This window comes from Polynucleobacter bastaniensis, from assembly GCF_018882205.1.
GTDB classification, from domain to species: Bacteria; Pseudomonadota; Gammaproteobacteria; order Burkholderiales; family Burkholderiaceae; genus Polynucleobacter; species Polynucleobacter bastaniensis.
Genome location: NZ_JACVOU010000004.1, coordinates 280523 through 299731, shown reverse-complemented (window position 1 = coordinate 299731; position 19209 = coordinate 280523). Strand labels below are relative to the sequence as shown.

The 19209-nt window shown below is 46.0% G+C and carries 16 protein-coding genes; 5 read left to right on the top strand and 11 right to left on the bottom strand.

Annotated elements, in window-relative coordinates:
- Positions 1 to 18 precede the first annotated feature (18 nt).
- Positions 19 to 762 carry an outer membrane lipoprotein periplasmic chaperone LolA gene (gene lolA, locus ICN22_RS09270; RefSeq protein ID WP_216170435.1) on the bottom strand — a complete coding sequence of 248 codons (744 nt, stop codon included), beginning with the start codon at positions 760 to 762 and terminating at the stop codon, positions 19 to 21.
- Entirely contained in the window at positions 722 to 2959 is a 2238-nt protein-coding gene (locus ICN22_RS09265) for a DNA translocase FtsK (RefSeq protein WP_439650993.1), read from the bottom strand. Before ICN22_RS09265 ends, lolA begins: the two co-directional genes overlap by 41 nt.
- Positions 2960 to 3073: 114 nt before the next feature.
- On the opposite strand from ICN22_RS09265, the gene trxB reads away from it, so the two are divergent.
- On the top strand, positions 3074 to 4030 hold the full coding sequence (gene trxB, locus ICN22_RS09260) for a thioredoxin-disulfide reductase (protein WP_216170432.1): 957 nt from the start codon (positions 3074 to 3076) through the stop codon (positions 4028 to 4030).
- 79 nt (positions 4031 to 4109) lie between these two features.
- On the opposite strand, the gene ICN22_RS09255 is transcribed toward trxB, so the two are convergent.
- Entirely contained in the window at positions 4110 to 6170 is a 2061-nt protein-coding gene (locus ICN22_RS09255) for a sodium-translocating pyrophosphatase (RefSeq protein WP_216170430.1), read from the bottom strand.
- Between the two features lie 170 nt (positions 6171 to 6340).
- Between ICN22_RS09255 and ppa the strand changes: the two genes are divergently transcribed.
- Genes ppa through glnK form a run of 3 tightly spaced genes read left to right on the top strand, consistent with a single transcriptional unit; the run spans position 6341 to position 8915 of the window.
- Entirely contained in the window at positions 6341 to 6880 is a 540-nt protein-coding gene (ppa, locus tag ICN22_RS09250; RefSeq protein ID WP_216170428.1) for an inorganic diphosphatase, read from the top strand.
- A gap of 24 nt (positions 6881 to 6904) precedes the next feature.
- Positions 6905 to 8524 (top strand): NAD+ synthase, encoded by a 1620-nt coding sequence (locus ICN22_RS09245; protein ID WP_216170426.1) that lies wholly within the window; start codon positions 6905 to 6907, stop codon positions 8522 to 8524.
- Between the two features lie 52 nt (positions 8525 to 8576).
- Positions 8577 to 8915, top strand: a complete 339-nt coding sequence (gene glnK / locus ICN22_RS09240) for a P-II family nitrogen regulator (RefSeq protein WP_216170424.1) — start codon at positions 8577 to 8579, stop codon at positions 8913 to 8915.
- 42 nt (positions 8916 to 8957) lie between these two features.
- On the opposite strand, the gene ICN22_RS09235 is transcribed toward glnK, so the two are convergent.
- Both ICN22_RS09235 and ICN22_RS09230 read right to left on the bottom strand, forming a co-directional pair.
- Positions 8958 to 9998 (bottom strand): hypothetical protein, encoded by a 1041-nt coding sequence (locus ICN22_RS09235; RefSeq protein ID WP_216170423.1) that lies wholly within the window; start codon positions 9996 to 9998, stop codon positions 8958 to 8960.
- Between the two features lie 81 nt (positions 9999 to 10079).
- Positions 10080 to 10706, bottom strand: a complete 627-nt coding sequence (locus tag ICN22_RS09230; protein ID WP_216170421.1) for a response regulator transcription factor — start codon at positions 10704 to 10706, stop codon at positions 10080 to 10082.
- Positions 10707 to 10934: 228 nt separating this feature from the next.
- On the opposite strand from ICN22_RS09230, the gene ilvD reads away from it, so the two are divergent.
- Complete coding sequence (gene ilvD, locus ICN22_RS09225; protein WP_216170419.1) at positions 10935 to 12626, top strand: dihydroxy-acid dehydratase; 1692 nt, start codon at positions 10935 to 10937, stop codon at positions 12624 to 12626.
- Positions 12627 to 12707: 81 nt separating this feature from the next.
- Here the strand turns inward: ilvD and ICN22_RS09220 are convergent, their stop codons facing one another.
- The 6 genes from ICN22_RS09220 to ICN22_RS09195 all read right to left on the bottom strand — a co-directional run bounded on the left by ICN22_RS09220 (position 12708) and on the right by ICN22_RS09195 (position 19174).
- Positions 12708 to 13181, bottom strand: coding sequence for a copper chaperone PCu(A)C (locus ICN22_RS09220; RefSeq protein ID WP_216170417.1), 474 nt, complete (start codon positions 13179 to 13181; stop codon positions 12708 to 12710).
- Positions 13182 to 13237: 56 nt separating this feature from the next.
- Positions 13238 to 13642, bottom strand: a complete 405-nt coding sequence (locus tag ICN22_RS09215; protein WP_216170415.1) for a TlpA family protein disulfide reductase — start codon at positions 13640 to 13642, stop codon at positions 13238 to 13240.
- Positions 13643 to 13713: 71 nt separating this feature from the next.
- A complete protein-coding gene (locus tag ICN22_RS09210; protein WP_216170413.1) occupies positions 13714 to 14877 on the bottom strand; it encodes a sialidase family protein in 1164 nt (387 codons plus the stop codon).
- 100 nt (positions 14878 to 14977) lie between these two features.
- Positions 14978 to 17140, bottom strand: coding sequence for a TonB-dependent receptor (locus ICN22_RS09205; protein ID WP_216170411.1), 2163 nt, complete (start codon positions 17138 to 17140; stop codon positions 14978 to 14980).
- A 78-nt stretch (positions 17141 to 17218) separates the two neighbouring features.
- Positions 17219 to 17590: a DUF2946 domain-containing protein gene (locus tag ICN22_RS09200; RefSeq protein ID WP_216170410.1), complete on the bottom strand. Its 372-nt coding sequence runs from the start codon at positions 17588 to 17590 to the stop codon at positions 17219 to 17221.
- Positions 17591 to 17674: 84 nt separating this feature from the next.
- Positions 17675 to 19174 carry a tripartite tricarboxylate transporter permease gene (locus ICN22_RS09195; RefSeq protein ID WP_216170408.1) on the bottom strand — a complete coding sequence of 500 codons (1500 nt, stop codon included), beginning with the start codon at positions 19172 to 19174 and terminating at the stop codon, positions 17675 to 17677.
- Positions 19175 to 19209: the final 35 nt, after the last annotated feature.

The window sequence follows — 19209 nt, the reverse complement described above, 5'->3', positions numbered from 1 at the left end:
GGTTAATGGGTATGAACACTAGTTTAAGCGTAAGACTTCTGCGCCAGCAGGTGGCGTAAAGGTAAAGCGATTAGCAGGCAGGCTCACGTTGAGCTGAATCTTATCTAAGGTGACCAGGACGACACTTCCCAGGCCATCAATGAGCTCTAGTGCTTTGGGTAAGCCATTAGCCATTCCGACTGAGATCTTGGTGTACGGCAAGTCATTGCCATTTTTTGTATTGGGGATTTTCTTGGGCACAAGAGCAACCCATTTCATACCCAGACGATCTTCGCCTTCAACTAAATCAAAGTGCTGATCTAAAGAAGTCTCCCCAAATAAGATTGCAGCAGGAGTAGTTGCTAAAGCCTGACCTGCAGGCCTAAAGGTGGCTTGATTTAAATCCTTATCCCACATGATAAGTTGCTTGCCATCGGCAATCAGTTTTTGCTCGTATGGTTTTTGGGTATCCCAAATAAATCGGCCTGGACGCTGAAACACAAAACGCCCTTGCGTTTGGCGAACCACCTTTAAACCCTTATCTTGCGGTTCATTTGCTTTGGGTACACGTAACTGCTGTTGCACAAACTCACCCTCCGCAGTTTTTGAGTTACGCACGAACTGACGCAACTGCTCGGCACCACTCTCAACTTCAGCAAGTACAGTGCTTGAAAGCGAAAAGCATGCAAAGCCAATAAAGATTGCTGTTGCTACTGAGAAAAATCTGCGCAAGGAAGTAGCCTTATTCAGAAGAACGATGGAGGATTTCACGATTACCGCCATTGCCCATCTTGGAAACTAAGCCGGCTTTTTCCATATCCTCGAGTAAGCGGGCTGCGCGGTTATAACCAATTCGCAAGTGGCGCTGCACTAAAGAGATCGATGGGCGCTTGTTTTCTAAAACAATAGCGACTGCTTGGTCATACAAAGGATCAGCCTCACCACCGCCTTCACCGGTCAGGGCATCGATAGTGGATTCGTCAGCGCCTTCCAGAACACCATCAATGTAGTTAGCCTCACTCTTCTCTTTGAGCCACTCGACCACACGATGAACCTCATCATCAGAAACAAAGGCACCATGGACGCGAACCGGTAAGCCGGTACCTGGCGCCATATAGAGCATGTCGCCCATACCCAGCAGGGCTTCAGCACCCTGTTGATCTAAAATCGTACGACTATCGATCTTGCTACTCACCTGGAAAGAAATGCGGGTCGGTACGTTAGCCTTAATCAGACCGGTAATCACATCTACACTAGGACGTTGCGTTGCCAAGACCAAATGAATACCTGCAGCACGTGCCTTTTGAGCAATACGGGCAATTAACTCTTCGATCTTCTTGCCGGAGACCATCATCAAGTCTGCCAACTCGTCAATCACGATGACTATCACCGGCGCTTTATAAATTGGCTCTGGATCATCAGGAGTCAAGCTAAATGGATTAGTAAGCTTCTCACCTTTTTCTTCAGCCTCTAAGATTTTTTTATTGAAGCCAGCAAGGTTACGTACACCAAACTTACTCATCAGTTTGTAGCGACGCTCCATCTCATTTACAGCCCAATTGAGAGCGTTATACGCTTGCTTCATGTCAGTCACTACTGGACATAAGAGATGGGGGATCTTGTCGTACATTGCCATCTCGAGCATCTTCGGATCAATCATGATTAGGCGCACTTCATCAGGCTTCGCCTTAAAGAGAATGGACAGAATCATCGCATTGATACCAACGGACTTACCTGCACCAGTAGTACCCGCAACTAAGCAATGCGGCATCTTCGCCAAGTCAGCAACGACCGGGCTACCTGAAATATCCTTGCCCAAAGCAAGGGTCAAGTTAGAGTGGCTATCGTTATAAACCTGTGAACTCAAAATCTCAGAGAGGTAAACCGATTGTCGCGTTGGATTTGGTAACTCCAAAGCCATGCAGGTTTTGCCTGGAATGGTTTCTACTACACGCATACTCACTACACCTAGCGAGCGCGCTAAGTCACGTGAGAGATTAACAATCTGACTACCCTTTACACCAACAGCAGGATCAATTTCATAACGGGTGACTACTGGACCTGGATAGGCTGCAATCACTTTCACTTCGACGTTGAACTCAGCCAACTTGCGCTCAATCAAGCGAGAAGTAAATTCCAATACATCTGCTGAAATGGTTTCTTTTACTTCTGGGACGGGATCCAATAAAGCCAAGGGAGGCAATTCGGAATCCGGAATATCCACAAACAGTGGCTGCTGTTTTTCACGTTCAACACGGGCGCTCTTCAGAATTTCTACCGGGGCACGAACAATCTGTACCGGCTTAGCAATTTCCACTCGCCCACGAAACTCTTCAACGAACTCTTCGCGCTCTTCAGCAGCTGCTTCACCTAACTTGCGATCTTCTTCGCTATCGCGACGCTCACGCAAACGGTTGTAAGCGAGCTCAAGGGTCCGACCTACTTTTTCAGCAATGTCTAACCAGGAAAAGTGAAGGAATAAAGACAGTCCGGCACACAAAGTGAATAACAACACCAGGGTAGAACCCGTAAAACCTAGCGTCATCTGTAAAGGATCGCCAATCAACTCGCCCAAAATACCGCCAGGGGGTCTAGGAAGCTCCCAGGTCAGCGAATGCATGCGAATGGACTCAAGACCCATGCTGCTTAATAAAGTCAGCCCAAAGCCTAACCAACGCACGACTAGGGAGTCTGGTTTAGCTTCTGGATCCAATGGAAGGGGAATGCTCCAAAGTTCACGCCAACCACTCAGAACTCGGCGGCCAAAGAGCATGACCCACCAAAATGCAGAAATACCAAAGATGTAGAGCAATAAATCAGCCAAATAGGCTCCAAAACGTCCGCCCAGGTTCCTGGGAGCCTCAAAGCTGGCATGCGACCAAGCTGGGTCTGCCTTGGAATAAGTCACCAAAATAGCCAATAAACCCAAACAAAGGCCAAGAGAGATAAACCAACGGGCTTCTAAAAGGAGGCGGGGCATCCTGCCCTGCCCTTGATTCTCAGGGGGCTGAAGGCCTAAAGGCGTTTTGGACTTCGGATATGCGGTTCTAGCCATGTTCTACTGATTGTAATCAAGCAATCCTATAATTTGAATATGACTACAGATACCCCAAAACATTCCAAAGTTCTCATCCTCGGTTCAGGCCCTGCTGGCTACACAGCTGCCGTCTATGCAGCTCGAGCCAATTTGAGCCCCACCCTCGTTACTGGCCTAGCACAGGGTGGTCAATTAATGACCACTACAGATGTAGAAAACTGGCCAGCTGACCCAGATGGCGTCCAAGGCCCAGAGCTCATGGATCGTTTTTTAAAGCATGCTGAACGCTTCAACACCAATATCATCTTTGATCATATTCACACTGCAGCTCTAACTGAAAAACCTATCCGTTTAGTTGGTGACTCGGGAACTTACACCTGCGATGCCTTAATTATTTCCACTGGCGCTTCTGCTCAATACATTGGCCTTCCAAGTGAGGAAGCATTTATGGGTCGCGGCGTTTCTGGATGCGCGACCTGTGATGGATTCTTTTATCGCAATCAAGATGTGTGCGTAGTTGGTGGCGGTAACACTGCTGTTGAAGAAGCGCTCTATCTGACTGGCATCGCCAAAAAGGTTACCGTGATTCATCGGCGCGATAAATTCCGTGCAGAGCCAATCCTCAATGACCGTCTCATGGCTAAAGTGGCTGAAGGCAAAGTCGAGCTCAAATTGAACTCCACGCTCGACGAAGTCTTGGGTGATGAAAAAGGTGTCACTGGCGTACGTATTAAGAAAGCGGATGGCAGTACAGAAGATATCGCTGTAACCGGCGCCTTTATCGCAATTGGACACAAACCGAATACCGAGCTATTTATTGGTCAGCTCGATATGAACAACGGCTACATCAAGACACTCTCAGGCTTGGAAGGTAATGCCACTGCTACCAACATCCCTGGCGTATTTGCAGCGGGCGACGTGCAGGACCACATCTATCGTCAAGCGATTACTAGTGCCGGTACTGGATGTATGGCTGCATTAGATGCGCAGCGTTACTTGGAGGCTTTAGATTAATACAGACTAAGCAAGGGGCCAAATAAAAATGCCTAGCAATGCTAGGCATTTTTTTCTTACATTTTATTCCTCTAAATTATTAGCGGCTCACCACTGGTAATAGCGGCACAATCAACAATGCCACGATATTAATAATCTTGATGAGTGGGTTTACTGCAGGACCAGCAGTGTCTTTGTAGGGGTCGCCGACAGTATCACCAGTGACCGCAGCCTTATGGGCCTCAGAACCTTTGCCGCCGAAATGGCCTTCTTCAATATATTTCTTGGCGTTATCCCAAGCGCCGCCACCGGTGCACATAGATATTGCGACAAACAAGCCCGTCACAATGGTGCCCATCAGCAAACCACCCAAAGCAGCGGGTCCCAGCAAGAGACCTACCGCGATAGGAGCCACCACCGGTAAAAGTGAAGGAACAATCATTTCCTTGATCGCGGCTGAGGTCAGCATATCTACTGCTTTGCCGTACTCGGGTTTTGCAGTGCCCTCCATAATTCCTGGGATCTCACGGAACTGTCGGCGGACCTCTTCAACCACAGCACCAGCACAACGTCCAACCGCTTCCATTGCCATCGCACCAAACAAATATGGAATCATGCCGCCAATAAAGAGGCCAATGATTACCATATGGTCCGAGAGATCAAATGATACTTGCTGACCAATAGCCTCCAACGCATGGGTGTAATCTGCAAAGAGAACTAGAGCAGCAAGGCCTGCTGAACCAATCGCATATCCCTTGGTTACGGCCTTAGTAGTATTGCCCACCGCATCCAATGGATCTGTAATGTCACGAACCGATTGCGGCATGCCAGCCATCTCTGCAATGCCACCAGCATTATCTGTAATCGGGCCATAGGCATCAAGAGCCACCACAATGCCAGCCATAGACAGCATCGCAGTCGCTGCAATCGCAATTCCATAAATACCTGCTAACCAGTAAGCTGCATAAATAGCGGCACAAACAAACAGCACTGGATAAGCAGTCGATTTCATCGAAATGCCTAAGCCTGCAATGATGTTAGTACCATGACCTTTGGTAGAAGCCTCAGCAATATGTTGTACTGGTTTAAATTGAGTACCCGTGTAGTACTCGGTAATCCAGACTAATCCGGCAGTTAGCAGTAAACCAACTACAGTGGAGCCAAACAAACGCCATTGGCTTCCTGGGATACCCAGGGCATCGTCAGGCATGATGAAATTGGTAACAAAATAGAATGCGACTAAAGAAATGCCCCCAGCTATGATTAAACCTTTATACAGCGCAGGCATGACATTTTTCATACCTGGCGTTGCTTTCACAAAAGAGCAGCCAATAATCGAGGCAATGATGGAAACTCCACCCAGTAAAAGCGGGTAGACCACCGCAGCCGCTGATGCACTAGAAACCATGAGAGCACCTAACACCATTGTTGCAATTAGTGTCACCGCGTAAGTTTCAAATAAGTCAGCCGCCATACCAGCACAGTCACCGACGTTATCTCCAACATTATCGGCAATCACAGCAGGATTCCGTGGGTCATCCTCCGGAATGCCTGCCTCCACTTTTCCAACTAAGTCCGCGCCTACGTCAGCACCTTTTGTAAAGATGCCGCCGCCCAATCGCGCGAAGATAGAAATCAAGGAAGAGCCGAATGCCAAACCGATTAAAGGGTGTAAAACCGATGATAGGTCTTTACCCGCTCCTAGTGATATCAGGAACATAAAGAAAAGGCCAACACCTAGTAAGCCAAGTCCTACCACCAACATACCGGTAATAGCGCCACCCTTAAATGCCACATTAAGAGCTTCATTCATCCCTTTGGTAGCCGCTTCCGCAGTTCGGACGTTAGCCCGCACCGAAATATTCATGCCAATAAAGCCGCAGGCACCCGAAAGCACCGCACCAATAACGAAGCCGATAGCCGTTGCAAAATCCAGAAACAGTGCTATCAAGATCGTGAGGACTACCCCAACGATGGAAATCGCCTTGTATTGGCGGGATAAATAAGCTGCAGCTCCCTGCTGGATCGCCTCAGCAATTTCTTGCATCTTTGCGTTACCAGCACTTTGCTTCAATATCCATCCGCGCATCACAAAGCCATAAATCACGGCTAGAACACCGCACGCCAAGGAAAAATACAAGCCTAATGTGACATTACCCATGCTTGAACCCCTTATAAATTAGATCTAAATTGTATTTATCTGCCAGCTATGTCAGACCAATTCTGAAAGCGATAAACTGGAGCCTATATGCTTTATTAGTATGTAGCAGAATTACTACCCTAGCGCTTTTGTAAAATCAGGGTATTTACTAATCACTATCCGGAGTATGAATGAGTCTCGACAACGTCAAACCAGGGGAAAAAATCCCTGAAAGCTTTAATGTCATCATCGAAATCCCAATGAATGCAGATCCAATCAAGTATGAAGTTGATAAAGAAAGTGGTGCTATTTTTGTTGATCGCTTTATGGGCACTGCAATGCATTACCCATGCAACTATGGATATATCAATAAAACTATTGCTGGTGATGGTGACCCTGTTGATGTGCTTGTTATCACTCCGTTCCCTTTGATTCCTGGTGTGGTTGTCAGTTGTCGCGCAATTGGGGTATTGATGATGGAAGATGAAGGCGGACAAGATGCCAAATTGTTAGCCGTTCCAGAAGATAAGATTTTGCCTATTTATACCCATTGGCAAAAACCAGAAGACATCAATCCATTACGTTTAAATCAAATCCAGCATTTTTTCGAACACTACAAAGATCTCGAGCCAGGTAAGTGGGTAAAAGTTAAAGGTTGGGGTGGTGTTGCTGATGCCCATAAAGAAATTCTTGAAGGTATTGAGGCGTATAACAAAGAGCATCAAAGCTAATTCATATTCAACTCGTTAACCGGAGTGAACTCACAAAAAATCGCCCTAGCGCAAATCAACCCTCTTTTGGGTGATTTGCCTGGCAATGCGCAGCTCATCTCCCAAGCTGCTGCAGATGCTTATGCACAAGGCGCCACAGTAGTTCTCACGCCCGAGCTCTCGCTCACCGGCTACCCTCCAGAAGATTTATTATTGCGCCCAGCCTTTATTGAGGCAGCAGATCGAGAGCTCAGTTGTTTAATACTGGAGCTCCAGAAATTTCCGGGGTTAACTGTCATCATTGGCCACCCTAAGAAAACTGCGACTGGTTTACAAAACTATGCCTCAGTCATTCGTGATGGCAAGATCATTGCTGGCTATGCCAAACAAGAACTACCCAATCATGAAGTGTTTGATGAGGTGCGTTATTTCACGCCGGGTCATGAAGCCTGCGTCTTTGAAAATGCCAGCATCAAATATGGACTCATTCTTTGCGAAGATGCATGGCATGCGGGTCCAGCAAAACAGGCTCATGCAGCTGGCGCCCAAGTGCTACTGGTTCTGAATGCCTCCCCTTATCACCTCCAAAAAGAAGCTTTACGTATTGAGGTGCTGCGCAATCAAATTGCTCTTAGCAAGATGCCATTGGTTTATGTAAATGCAGTTGGTGGCCAAGATGAACTGGTTTTTGATGGTGGCTCATTTGCTTTAAATAGCGCAGGCAAAGTAGTGATGACCATGCCGCAATTTGAGACTGCTCTTGGCTATGTAGATGTCAACGCCTCCGGCGATTTAGAACCAGGGGTAACGGTAATTCCATCTAGTGTTGAAGCCCAGGCCTACCAAGCACTTGTTCTAGGTGTGCGTGACTATGTTCAGAAGAATCGTTTCCCGGGAGTCATCATCGGCCTCTCAGGTGGAGTTGACTCTGCATTGGTACTAGCGATTGCAGTAGATGCATTGGGTGCAGACAAAGTTCGCGCCGTCATGATGGCCTCACGCTATACCGCGGACATCTCCTGGATTGATGCTAGAGAAATGGCTCAGAATCTGGGTGTTCAATATGATGAGATTCCGATTAGCGAACCCGTTGATGCTTTAGAGCATGCTTTAGCCGAGCAATTCAAAGGCCTAAAGCTCGATGCTACTGAAGAAAATATTCAGGCACGAGTACGCGGCACTCTCTTAATGGCGCTCTCCAATAAAACAGGTCGCTTAGTTTTAACAACAGGCAACAAGAGTGAAATGGCTGTGGGTTACTGCACTTTATACGGAGATATGGCTGGTGGCTTTGCGGTCATTAAAGATATTGCTAAAACTTTGGTCTACCGTTTGTGCGCTTATCGCAATAGTATTGCTCAGATCATTCCGGAGCGGATCTTGACTCGCGCCCCTTCCGCAGAATTACGCCCTGATCAGACCGATCAAGACAGCTTGCCATCATACGAAGTATTGGATGGCATCGTCGAGCGTTATATGGAGCAAAACCAATCTATTGCCCAAATGATTGCCGCCGGCTTTGATCCCGACAGCGTCGAAAAAGTCACCCGCCTCATTAAGCTCAATGAGTACAAACGTCGCCAAGCGCCTCCCGGTGTTCGAGTCACTACCCGGGCCTTTGGGCGTGACTGGCGCTACCCGATTACCTCCCAATTTAGGGCGTAACAGGGCATTGGTTTTCAGTTCTAGGTATGATTACCATATTAAGGGGAAATATATGAAGCTAATCACATCCGTTATTAAGCCGTTCAAACTTGACGAAGTTCGTGAAGCCTTAGCTGAAGTAGGCGTTACCGGGCTGACCGTTACCGAAGTGAAAGGCTTTGGTCGCCAAAAAGGGCACACCGAACTCTATCGCGGCGCAGAGTACGTAGTCGACTTTTTACCTAAGGTAAAAGTTGAAGTAGTCGTTGCTGATGAACGCGTGGATTCAGTAATCGAGGCAATTACTAAAGCTGCACGCACAGGCAAGATTGGTGATGGCAAGATTTTTGTTAGCCCAATTGAACAGGCTATTCGCATTCGCACTGGCGAAACCAACGATTCAGCAGTTTAAGCACTAGCATTCGATGCGCTAACTCACCAACTCTTCCGAGGGTTAGCGTAGCTGAGAATCTGTCCGGTCTGCGGATGGAGCCACTATTTCAGCGGCCTCTAATATTAAAGTTTTGAAATTGAGATTTGTCAGGCGCACTTTTGCGCCCTGAAAAAACACGTCAGCCTGAGCGAGACCGCTAGTGAAGACTTTGAATGGAGGTTTGCCATAAAAAGATGCTCCCCCGCCAGGCTCAATAAGCTTGTTTTGCATCTTCCCAGAAGCATCACTGACGCAAATAACTTGCTTTGATTTCACCTGCACATAAACCATATCTGCCGCCTTGCGCGGCGCATCTGTTTTATAGCTGATAATGCCCTCTTCAGCAGGGCATGCTCCCGTGGCTTCAGCACTGGCAGCGGGAGCTGGCGGTATCACTACTGCTGCTACGACAGGTGCTTGGGCTACTGGTGCCGGCTCCGCGGGCGTAGCTGCTGGCACAGGCTCTATGGTTTCTTCTTTTACAAGGACGATTTCTGCTGGTTTTTCTACGACAAATAAAGGCTTCAGATTAACCACTGCAAATGCCGCTGCTGCAGCCACGCTTAACCAAAGAAACAGATTCTTTTGTGAAGTCGATTTTGGATTTGAGATGTCTTGATTCAGGATGGCTTCTTTTTCCTGAACCTTTTTTTCTTCTACGGGCAACTGAATCTCTTGCACCTGCTCTTGAGTTTGGACGGCCTCTATTTTTGCTTCTGCCTTTTTGGAGGACTCTTTTTTGGCGCCTTTAATCTTTGGAGCATCCGTTAATTTCACTTCTGCAATTGGTAACTGCACTTCACTTGAGGTTTCAGGCGCAGTTGCACCGAAATCAAATGCCTCTTCGTCACTCAACTTGAGCAGCTTTGCTACTTTTTTGGCAGCAGTTGCTTTAATTTGAGCGCTATAGAAGGTGCTGGTTTCACCGCTTTCAATCTGCTCAATTTGGCGAGTAGACAGACATGCTATTCCACCAAGATCTTTGGTAGTTAGGCTCAGCTTCTCACGAGCCTTAGTAAAAGCCTCTTTGCGGATCTCAGGTAGTTTGGAATTGGTATTCACAAAAGTGATTTAAGTGCTTTATCTATCAAAATATTGCCCCATTTTAGTGCTAATTTAGCCAGAGGGAAATTAGCTCAAGAGCTAGCTATTCTGGAGGTTTTCTAAATCGGACTCAAGGTACTTTGCAACTAATAATTGCACTGAATCCACGCTCATCTTATCCATCACTCTAGCCTTGTGAACCTTGATTGTGGCATCAGTTGTGCCCAACTTGACAGCAATATCCTTGTTGAGCAATCCCTTCACCAGCCAAAAGCAGACTTCCTTCTCTCTAGGGGTGAGGGTCGCGTAGTCTTTCTTAGTTTCCACCTCCTTGGAAATCCGCTTGAGCTGACGTCTATCAAACTCAAGGGCATCTGCAACTGCCTTCAGTAAATCTTCTAAATTGAAGGGCTTAAAGAGAAAATCTACAGCGCCACGTTTGAGACTAGTAACAATTTGGTGGGGATGACTCTGGCCACTGACAAACACAATCGGGGTTTTACGGCCAAGTTGGACTAATCTTTCCTGTAAATCTAATCCGGTCACATCCGGCATTTGCATATCAAGCAAGATGACGGCCGGCGCTACTGGCATTGAATGCTCCAAAAATTCCACAGCAGAGGAGAAGTCTTCCACGATATAACCGACATCCTTGAGCATTCGGCTTAAGGAGGTACGCATCGACTCATCGTCATCAATTAGGTAGATGTGGCCAACTTTAGTCATTGAATTTAAAAGGAAAAGTAGTAGGTAAGGCAATGTACCGCAGCTTTTTTACCAAGGATATTAGCTCTATAGCTAATAATGAGGCCAAATCAACAAATACAATAGACATATATCTTCGTTGCAATGCAGGACAAGGGCATTGGAATGGAGCAGAAACCCCTGCATTCCGCCATATATCACGGCACAATAGAGCTTTTCGACAAATTCTTTTCTGGAGTCAATATCAGCATGAAACGCCTCAATGAACGCTCGCGCAATGTCACCGAAGGGGTTGCTCGCGCTCCCAATCGCTCAATGTATTACGCGATGGGCTATGAAGAGAAGGATTTTGTGAAGCCAATGGTTGGTGTTGCTAATGGCCATTCCACCATTACCCCTTGCAATAGCGGCCTTCAAAAACTCGCCGATGCAGCAGTAAGCGCTCTAGAGGAAGCTGGTGCAAAGGCGCAAATGTTTGGCACTCCCACCGTATCAGATGGTATCGGCATGGGTACCGAGGGCATGAAATATTCTCTCGTCTCGCGTGAAGTGATTGCCGATAGTATCGAAGTTTGTGTGAATGGTTTATGGCAGGATGGCGTTTTAGTTATTGGCGGCTGCGATAAAAACATGCCAGGCGGAATGATGGCGATTGCGCGTACCAACGTACCCGCAATTTATGTTTATGGCGGAACCATTAAACCCGGTCATTACAAAGGTAAAGAACTCAATATTGTTTCTGCATTTGAAGCTGTTGGTGAATTCACCTCAGGCCGTCTCAGCGAGGAAGATCTAAAGGGTGTTGAGCAAAATGCTTGTCCAGGTAGCGGCTCCTGCGGAGGTATGTATACCGCCAACACAATGAGCTCCTCATTCGAAGCCTTGGGTATGAGCCTACCTTACTCATCCACTATGTCTAACGTAGATACTGAAAAAGTCACTAGTGCCCATGATTCAGCAATTGTTTTAGTTGAGGCAATTAAAAATAATTTACGTCCACGCGACATCATTACTAAGAAATCGATTGAGAACGCAGTCAGCGTCATCATGGCAGTGGGTGGCTCTACCAATGCAGTTCTACATTTTCTGGCGATCACTAGCGCTGCTGAAATCGATTGGACAATTGATGACTTTGAGCGCATTCGTAAGCGCGTACCCGTCATCGTGGACATGAAACCATCCGGCCAGTATTTAGCAACCGACCTACATCAGGCTGGTGGTATTCCGCAAGTAATGAAGATCTTGTTAGACGGCGGACTTTTGCACGGTGACTGCATGACCATCACCGGTAAAACGATTGCAGAAACATTAAAAGATATTCCATCCGTGCCGCGTGCTGATCAAAAAGTGATTCGCACTCTAGACACCCCGCTATACAAACAAGGTCACTTAGCAATCCTCAAGGGCAATATCTCCCCTGAAGGTTGCGTTGCCAAAATTACCGGTCTCAAGAATCCATCCATCACTGGTCCAGCGCGTGTCTTTGATTCTGAAGATGACGCAATGGCCGCCATCATGGCGCAGAAAATTAAAGATGGTGACGTTGTGATCATTCGTTACGAAGGCCCTAAGGGCGGTCCTGGCATGCGCGAGATGCTTGCTCCTACCTCTGCCCTCGTTGGTCAAGGCCTAGGCGAGACGGTCGGCCTCATTACGGATGGACGCTTCTCTGGCGGTACTTGGGGCATGGTGGTGGGTCACGTTGCTCCTGAAGCCTATGTGGGCGGAACAATTGCTCTCATTAATGAAGGTGACTCAGTAACGATCGATGCTCACAAATTGCTTATTCAGTTAAACGTTGACGAAGCAGAAATTGCTAAGCGTCGTCATGCTTGGGTGCAACCTAAGCCACGCTATACCCGCGGCTTGCTGGCGAAATATGCTAGTCTGGCAAGTAGTGCTAGCAAAGGTGCAGTGACTGATTTGGATTTAAAGATCTAAGTTGACCCACCTAACTAAAAAAGCCCCTAAGTAAAACTAGGGGCTTTTTTATTATTTCAGCATTAATACTAAATCTTCAAATTAGTGCTTAGTCGCGCCTGAATTACCCATCGCATTTACCGGCATTTTTACCTCAACCTCGCCTGCTTTAGCAAACTTCAGCTTAACTGGGACAGTCTCACCAGCTGTCAATGGCGCTTTAATGTTCATGAACATTAAATGTAAACCGCCTGGCTTGAGCTCAACGGATCCACCTGCTGGCACTACTACCTCTTTAACTTGGCGCATTCTCATGACGTTACCTTCCATTGCCATTTCATGTAACTGCACTTCACCAGCTACTGGAGAGCTTGCAGAAATCAATTGATCTACAGACCCCTTGTTTTCGATTTTCATAAAGCCGCCTGCAGCCATTTGACCTGGAACAGTAGAGCGAGTGTAAGCATTTTCAATTTGCACGCTCCCCACCTTGGCATTTTGTGCATGAGTTAGGCCAACCACACCAAAACCTAATACAGCGACCGATAATGCATTTAATAATGTATTGCTTTTCATTGATACATCCTCCTAGTTAATTTTCAAATTCCGATCTATATCTCAGATTAATTTCATTAAATGTTCTTATTGAACCAGCTGCTTAACTGAGAAAAATCCATAGGCCCCGTTTTTCTATTGGCCTGACCTTTTCTATTCACTAAAATAGTAATGGGAGTTTCTCCGCGCCATTTGGGATCAATCTCATAACGTAAAAGCTCGTCAAATGGGCTGCTCACATAATAATTAGTAGCATCATCAAGCTTTGCTTTGGATAGCATCTTCTTGATCATATCTGGCGAAACATCATCAACCTGAATAAAAATAATCTTCAAGTTTTTATTCTTCTCTACAAACCTTCCCCACTGCGGCATTTCTTTTACACAGGCAGGACAAGTCACCCCCCAGAAGTGAATAGCTATTGGGTCATGATTCGCAGATTGGAGAATTGAGGACCACTCACCCTGTTGATATGGCTTCAAATTAATTGGATCAGCAAATGCCGCATGACAAATAGCCAGAAAAATGGAAACTGCTAGTACGATTCTCTTCATTATGGTGAGCTTATTTTGATGAATTGATAACCATCATCACGTGTTAACCAGGACAGATAAACAACATTACCCTGACTAATTAATAGAGGGTGATCAGAGTAGCCCGATGTTTCAAATACAGCCTGGGGTGGCAACCAAGTGCTGCCATCATCTGTGGATTTTTTTAAGTACACGGTGGAAGACTTGCCATTAAATTCTTTCCATACTAAATACACCGTATTCTCTAAAGCCAAAATATATGGTCTAGATATATTGGCACCATCAGCACCAATCCTAGCAGGCTTCCCATAACTGCGCCCCTGATTACTTGAGTTTGCATAAAAAACACCTGAACGAGTCTCACCCTGAGTAAACCAAGCAGCATGTATTTTTCCGGACTCAGAAACAGCAATTGTAGGGCCATGATGTGGGCATGCATCTGTCTTCCACTGATCATCTGAAACCCGCCTTATTGGTTCAGCGCCCCTAGAGCTAATAATCTGAGTTGCATGATCCCTGATGCCTCCGGGGAAGATTGCTCTATAAATCATGATGGGGTTAGAAGCTACGTCGAGGGCAGTCCCTATGCGACAGCACTCACAACTATTCTGATTGGCAATACGTTCAATCTGAAAAGTTCGACCATGATCGCCAGAAAAGGAATAGGCAATCGAAGCTCCTAATTTTTTTGCGCCACTCTGCTTAGCACTCGCAACTAAGCGTTTATCAATCCAGGCTGCAAAGATGGATCCATCTGGTCTAATTAATATAGAGGGAAAGCGCTGACTAGATCCATCCTCAATCAATGAGACTGGAGCAGAGAAGGTCTTGCCACCATCATTAGAACGTGAAGTATTAATCTGGGCATTCCAATTGGAATCTTTAAAAAAGGCGTAGGCCAAAAAAATATTTCCGCTTGAATCAGCGACTATCTGAGGTCGCGCATCACTTCCTGCATCTAAGGATTTACCATGTTCAGCAATTTTTACGGCTGCATTAAATGTTTTACCTAAATCATTGGATTGAGCAAATGACACTGCGCCACCCGCAGTCCAAGTTAGAAATAATTTTCCATCATTGCTTAAAAAAGGAGTGGCAGCATTTGCGCAATCTAAGCCGTTACCTATACATGAATTTTTAGGCTTTTTAGATACGCTCAGCCCTGAGTGGGATAGGTGATCCATTTGAGCCCATAAGTTACCAGCTGCCCCTATGTTCAATAGAGCAAACAGAAGTACCTTACATAGAAAATCACATTGAGATGGATTGCTAATTTTCATAATTTTAAAATGTGATGCGAGCCCCGATAGTACCCGTTTGTGGCTGTCCCCGGATAATTGGACCGCCTGTACCACCAAAAGTTACATAATTTCGATTGAGCAAGTTCACCGCACTAGCAAACATGGTCACATTAGGTGAGATTTCATAGTTAGCTCTCAAGCCTACGACAAAATACGTTGGGACCTCTACTGTATGCAGGGAATCCCACCATGAAGGGCCAATATAGCGGAGGGTAGTTGTTAGGCTTGACTTGACTGTTGGGTAGTAGGTCAAACCCAGATTACCCATTTTGCCTGGCGTACCAGGTAACTGAGAATTAATTGGCTCAGTACTCAAGTTTGCCGCTGCCTGGGATGTCAGAATTGACTGAGTTAAGGTATAGCCGGCTTCCGCTGACCATTGTCTATGAAAGTCATAGCGCCCCTGAACTTCCACACCTTGTGCATGAAGTGTTTGACTATTGGATTGTTGAGTCGCACTGGTACATCCAGAGTACCCGCTTGGGCAATCAACGGTTACAGGATTGATAGCGTTATAGACATTTGCTTTATAACCAGTAAGCTGAAAAATACCTTCATTCCAACGGTAATCAAACCCTGCCTCATAGCCCTTCATTGTTTCTGGCGAAAGATTGGGATTTGCCAATGTATACTTTGAAGTACCATAGCTTCGAATCATGTTATTTAGACCCGGCGCATGAAAACCTTGATACGCGGCAGATCTTAAATTAATATTTTTAGTCAATTCATATAGCAAACCTAAGTTGGGACTAAATTCGGTTTTGCTTTGATTTGGCGAATTGGTAGGCGTTTGTGCGCCAGTGGTGGACTGCACGTAATATGTTGGCACCCGGCTCATCCACTGATCAACACGCGCAGAAAGGGTCATTTGCAACGGAATAGACTGAAGTTTAGATTTGATTTGTCCAGAGGCGCCATAAAATTGCTGCTTACCCTGCGCATAAAACCCCGCCCCAGTTGCCACTCCACTAGAGTTAATAACTGCTCCATTATTAATCGCCTCAACAGTTCTAATATCTGCGCCCGCTGTAAATTGATCAATCATCTGATCTTTTAAATCTTGCACATATTGAATTGATCCACCAAGTGTGTTGTAAGGATTTTTATCAATGCGACTCACATAGGGATTGGCTGAAGTAGTTGCTGCAGTTATATTTTGCTGTATGAGGGTAGTATTTTCATAAAATAAATTAGTGGCTAATTTTTTACCGTCCCCAAACCGGGTATTCGTGCCACCTGAAAACGTTGACTCCTGAGTAGCTTTTACCCCCTGAACATAGCCTCCAGTTGGGAGGTTTTGCATTTCGTGATAACCCATTTTGAAGAAGCCATCTGTATCGGGACTGAATTTAAGGGATCCCTGTAGGCGATAGTTCGATCCATTGGCAAACTCCGGTCCCATTCCCTTAGCAACGCCAGTAGAGCCTGTCGATGTAGAGCTAACAGAAGATGATGCAATGCCACCAATATTTCTAGCTGGGTAAATCAAAGCTGCCTGCACATAGCCCGCAGTGTGAAAATAATCTGTAGAAACTCTAAGCTTCAAAACATCATTGATGGCAATATCTTTTGAGGCTGCCACATTTTGCGTGCCATAACTTCCATAGCTCGCTGATACTTCGTTGCCATTGTCCTTCATCGGCTTAGTTGTGATATTAATCACGCCACCCATTCCATAGTTTCCATATAAATTAGAAACACCGCCACGGATGAACTCCACATCTTGAATAGATGACATGGGTACTAAATTCCACTGCACAGTTCCGTACATCGCATCGTTAGCCGGCACGCCATCAATTAATACTAGGGTTCTCGCAGTTCCCAATCCGCGGACATTGATACCCTGTCCAGTAGGGTCCTTCTCATAATATGGCTGATCATTTAGAAAAACGCTGGGCGTATTTTTGAGTACTTGATCAATGGTTTGATCTGGTGATATCTCCAACTCTTCCTTCGTCAAAACCGTAGTGTTTTGAGTCATATTTTTTAGTTGCGTACCGGATATAGTTGCACTCACCACAACATCCCCTAACTTCTGATCATAATCAGGAGGTGGTGCAATTTGAGCCTTGGCACCCACAGACAATAGTATTGAACTAGATAGCATGCCAATACATGCACTAATTTTCTTTTGCTTGAACAACATCTACTTCTCCACACAATATTTATGCAACCTGCTTGAGGCTTGTTGCTAATTACATAGCTTTGCTATGACCTAAAAGATTTAGGCTTGTGTAGGGGGTGCAGCCGAGGGTGGAGTTACCCAAGTAGCGAGTGGCTTGGGTGATTGATAGAAAAGCTGCGGCAGCAAAGAAAATGTTTGTGGAGCCTGGAATGTTAGATTGGTATTCAAAACTGGGGTAATCACGCTTTGTGCCAAGCAATATGGGCAAGGCTGCTCACCCACCAGATCGACCCGATCATCAGTTTGCACTTGAATCTGCATCTTCATGCCGTCTGCAGAACAGATCTCCATTGCAAAACCTTGACCATGTTTTGCAAGCGATACCGCTTGGGAAACTGCTGGCGCAAGTGCACTCATTGCGATAGCTAGAGCAGCAATCCATTGCATGAGGCGGTTTTTGCGGAAATACATGATGGAATGATTTTATCGGATTTTTTGTAGGAATAGAAAAAGGGGGCTTGCGCCCCCTTCTCTGTGCTTGATAGGCTATTTAGCTTACGCTGCAGCTACCTTTTTCTTACCAATAAACTTACCAATCAATGGCCAGAATAGAAGCAATAGTGCGAGAGAAGTAATTGCACCTACCAAGTAGTTAGAGAAGAAAATATCTAAGCTTCCCTGTGAGAACAACATGGATTGGCGGAAGGAGTCTTCTGCACGGTCGCCCAACACCAAAGCCAAGACCATTGGTGCCATTGGGTAATCGAGTTTTTTGAATACATAGCCCACAACACCGAAGCCCATCATCAACCAGACATCAAACATGGCATTGTGAACGGTGTACGCACCCACAGCGCAAATCACAATAATGACTGGTGCAATGATTGAGAATGGAATTCTCAAGATTGAGGCAAATAGTGGTACGCAAGTTAATACGACAAACAAGCCCGCCAAGTTACCTAAATACATACTAGCAATCAAGCCCCAAACAAAGTCTGGCTTCTCAACGAAAAGTAATGGACCAGGTTGTAGACCCCAGATCAACAGACCACCTAGCAACACTGCTGCGGTTGGTGAGCCTGGAATACCCAATGACAACATTGGTAACAAGGCGGCTGTACCAGCAGCGTGAGCTGCTGTTTCTGGAGCAACAATACCTTCCATTTTTCCAGTACCAAACTTGTCACCTTCTTTGGATACGCGCTTTGCAACGCCGTAAGCCATGAAAGATGCAGGTGTAGCACCACCTGGAGTAATACCCATCCAGCAACCGATTAAACAGCTGCGTAATGAAGTAGCCCAGTATTTTGGCAACTGCTTCCAAGTTTCCCAAACAACCTTACCGCGAATCTTCGCTGCAGCACCTTGGAAAGCCAAGCCCTCTTCCATTGAAAGAAGAATCTCGCCGATACCAAACAAACCGATCACAGCAATCAAGAAGTCAAATCCACGCATCAACTCTGGGTTACCAAAAGTTAAGCGCAACTGACCTGTCACAGTATCCATACCAACAGTAGCCAAGGCAAAGCCCAACATCATTGCGGAGATTGTCTTGAATGGCGAACCTTTGTTCATACCCACAAAACTACAGAAGGTAAGGAGGTAAACCGAGAAAAACTCTGGTGGACCGAATTGGAGCGCAAACTTCGCCACCAATGGTGCCAAGAAAGTAATCATCACAATTGCGAAGAAAGCACCAACGAATGAAGATGTGAACGCTGCAGTTAATGCCTCGCCAGCTTTTCCATTACGTGCCATTGGATAACCATCAAAGGTTGTCGCAACAGACCAAGGCTCGCCCGGGATATTAAAGAGTACAGATGTAATTGCACCACCAAACAATGCACCCCAGTAGATACAGGACAGCATGATGATCGCGGAAGTTGGCGGCATTGTGAAAGTCAATGGCAACAGAATCGCAATTCCGTTGGCGCCACCTAGACCAGGCAATACGCCGATGATCACACCAAGCGTAACACCAACCAGCATCAACAATAGGTTAAAGGGTGTCATTGCAACGGCAAAGCCGTTGAATAGAGCGTTAATTTCTTCCAACTTGGACTCCTTCTTTTCTAATCTTTTTTAATAAT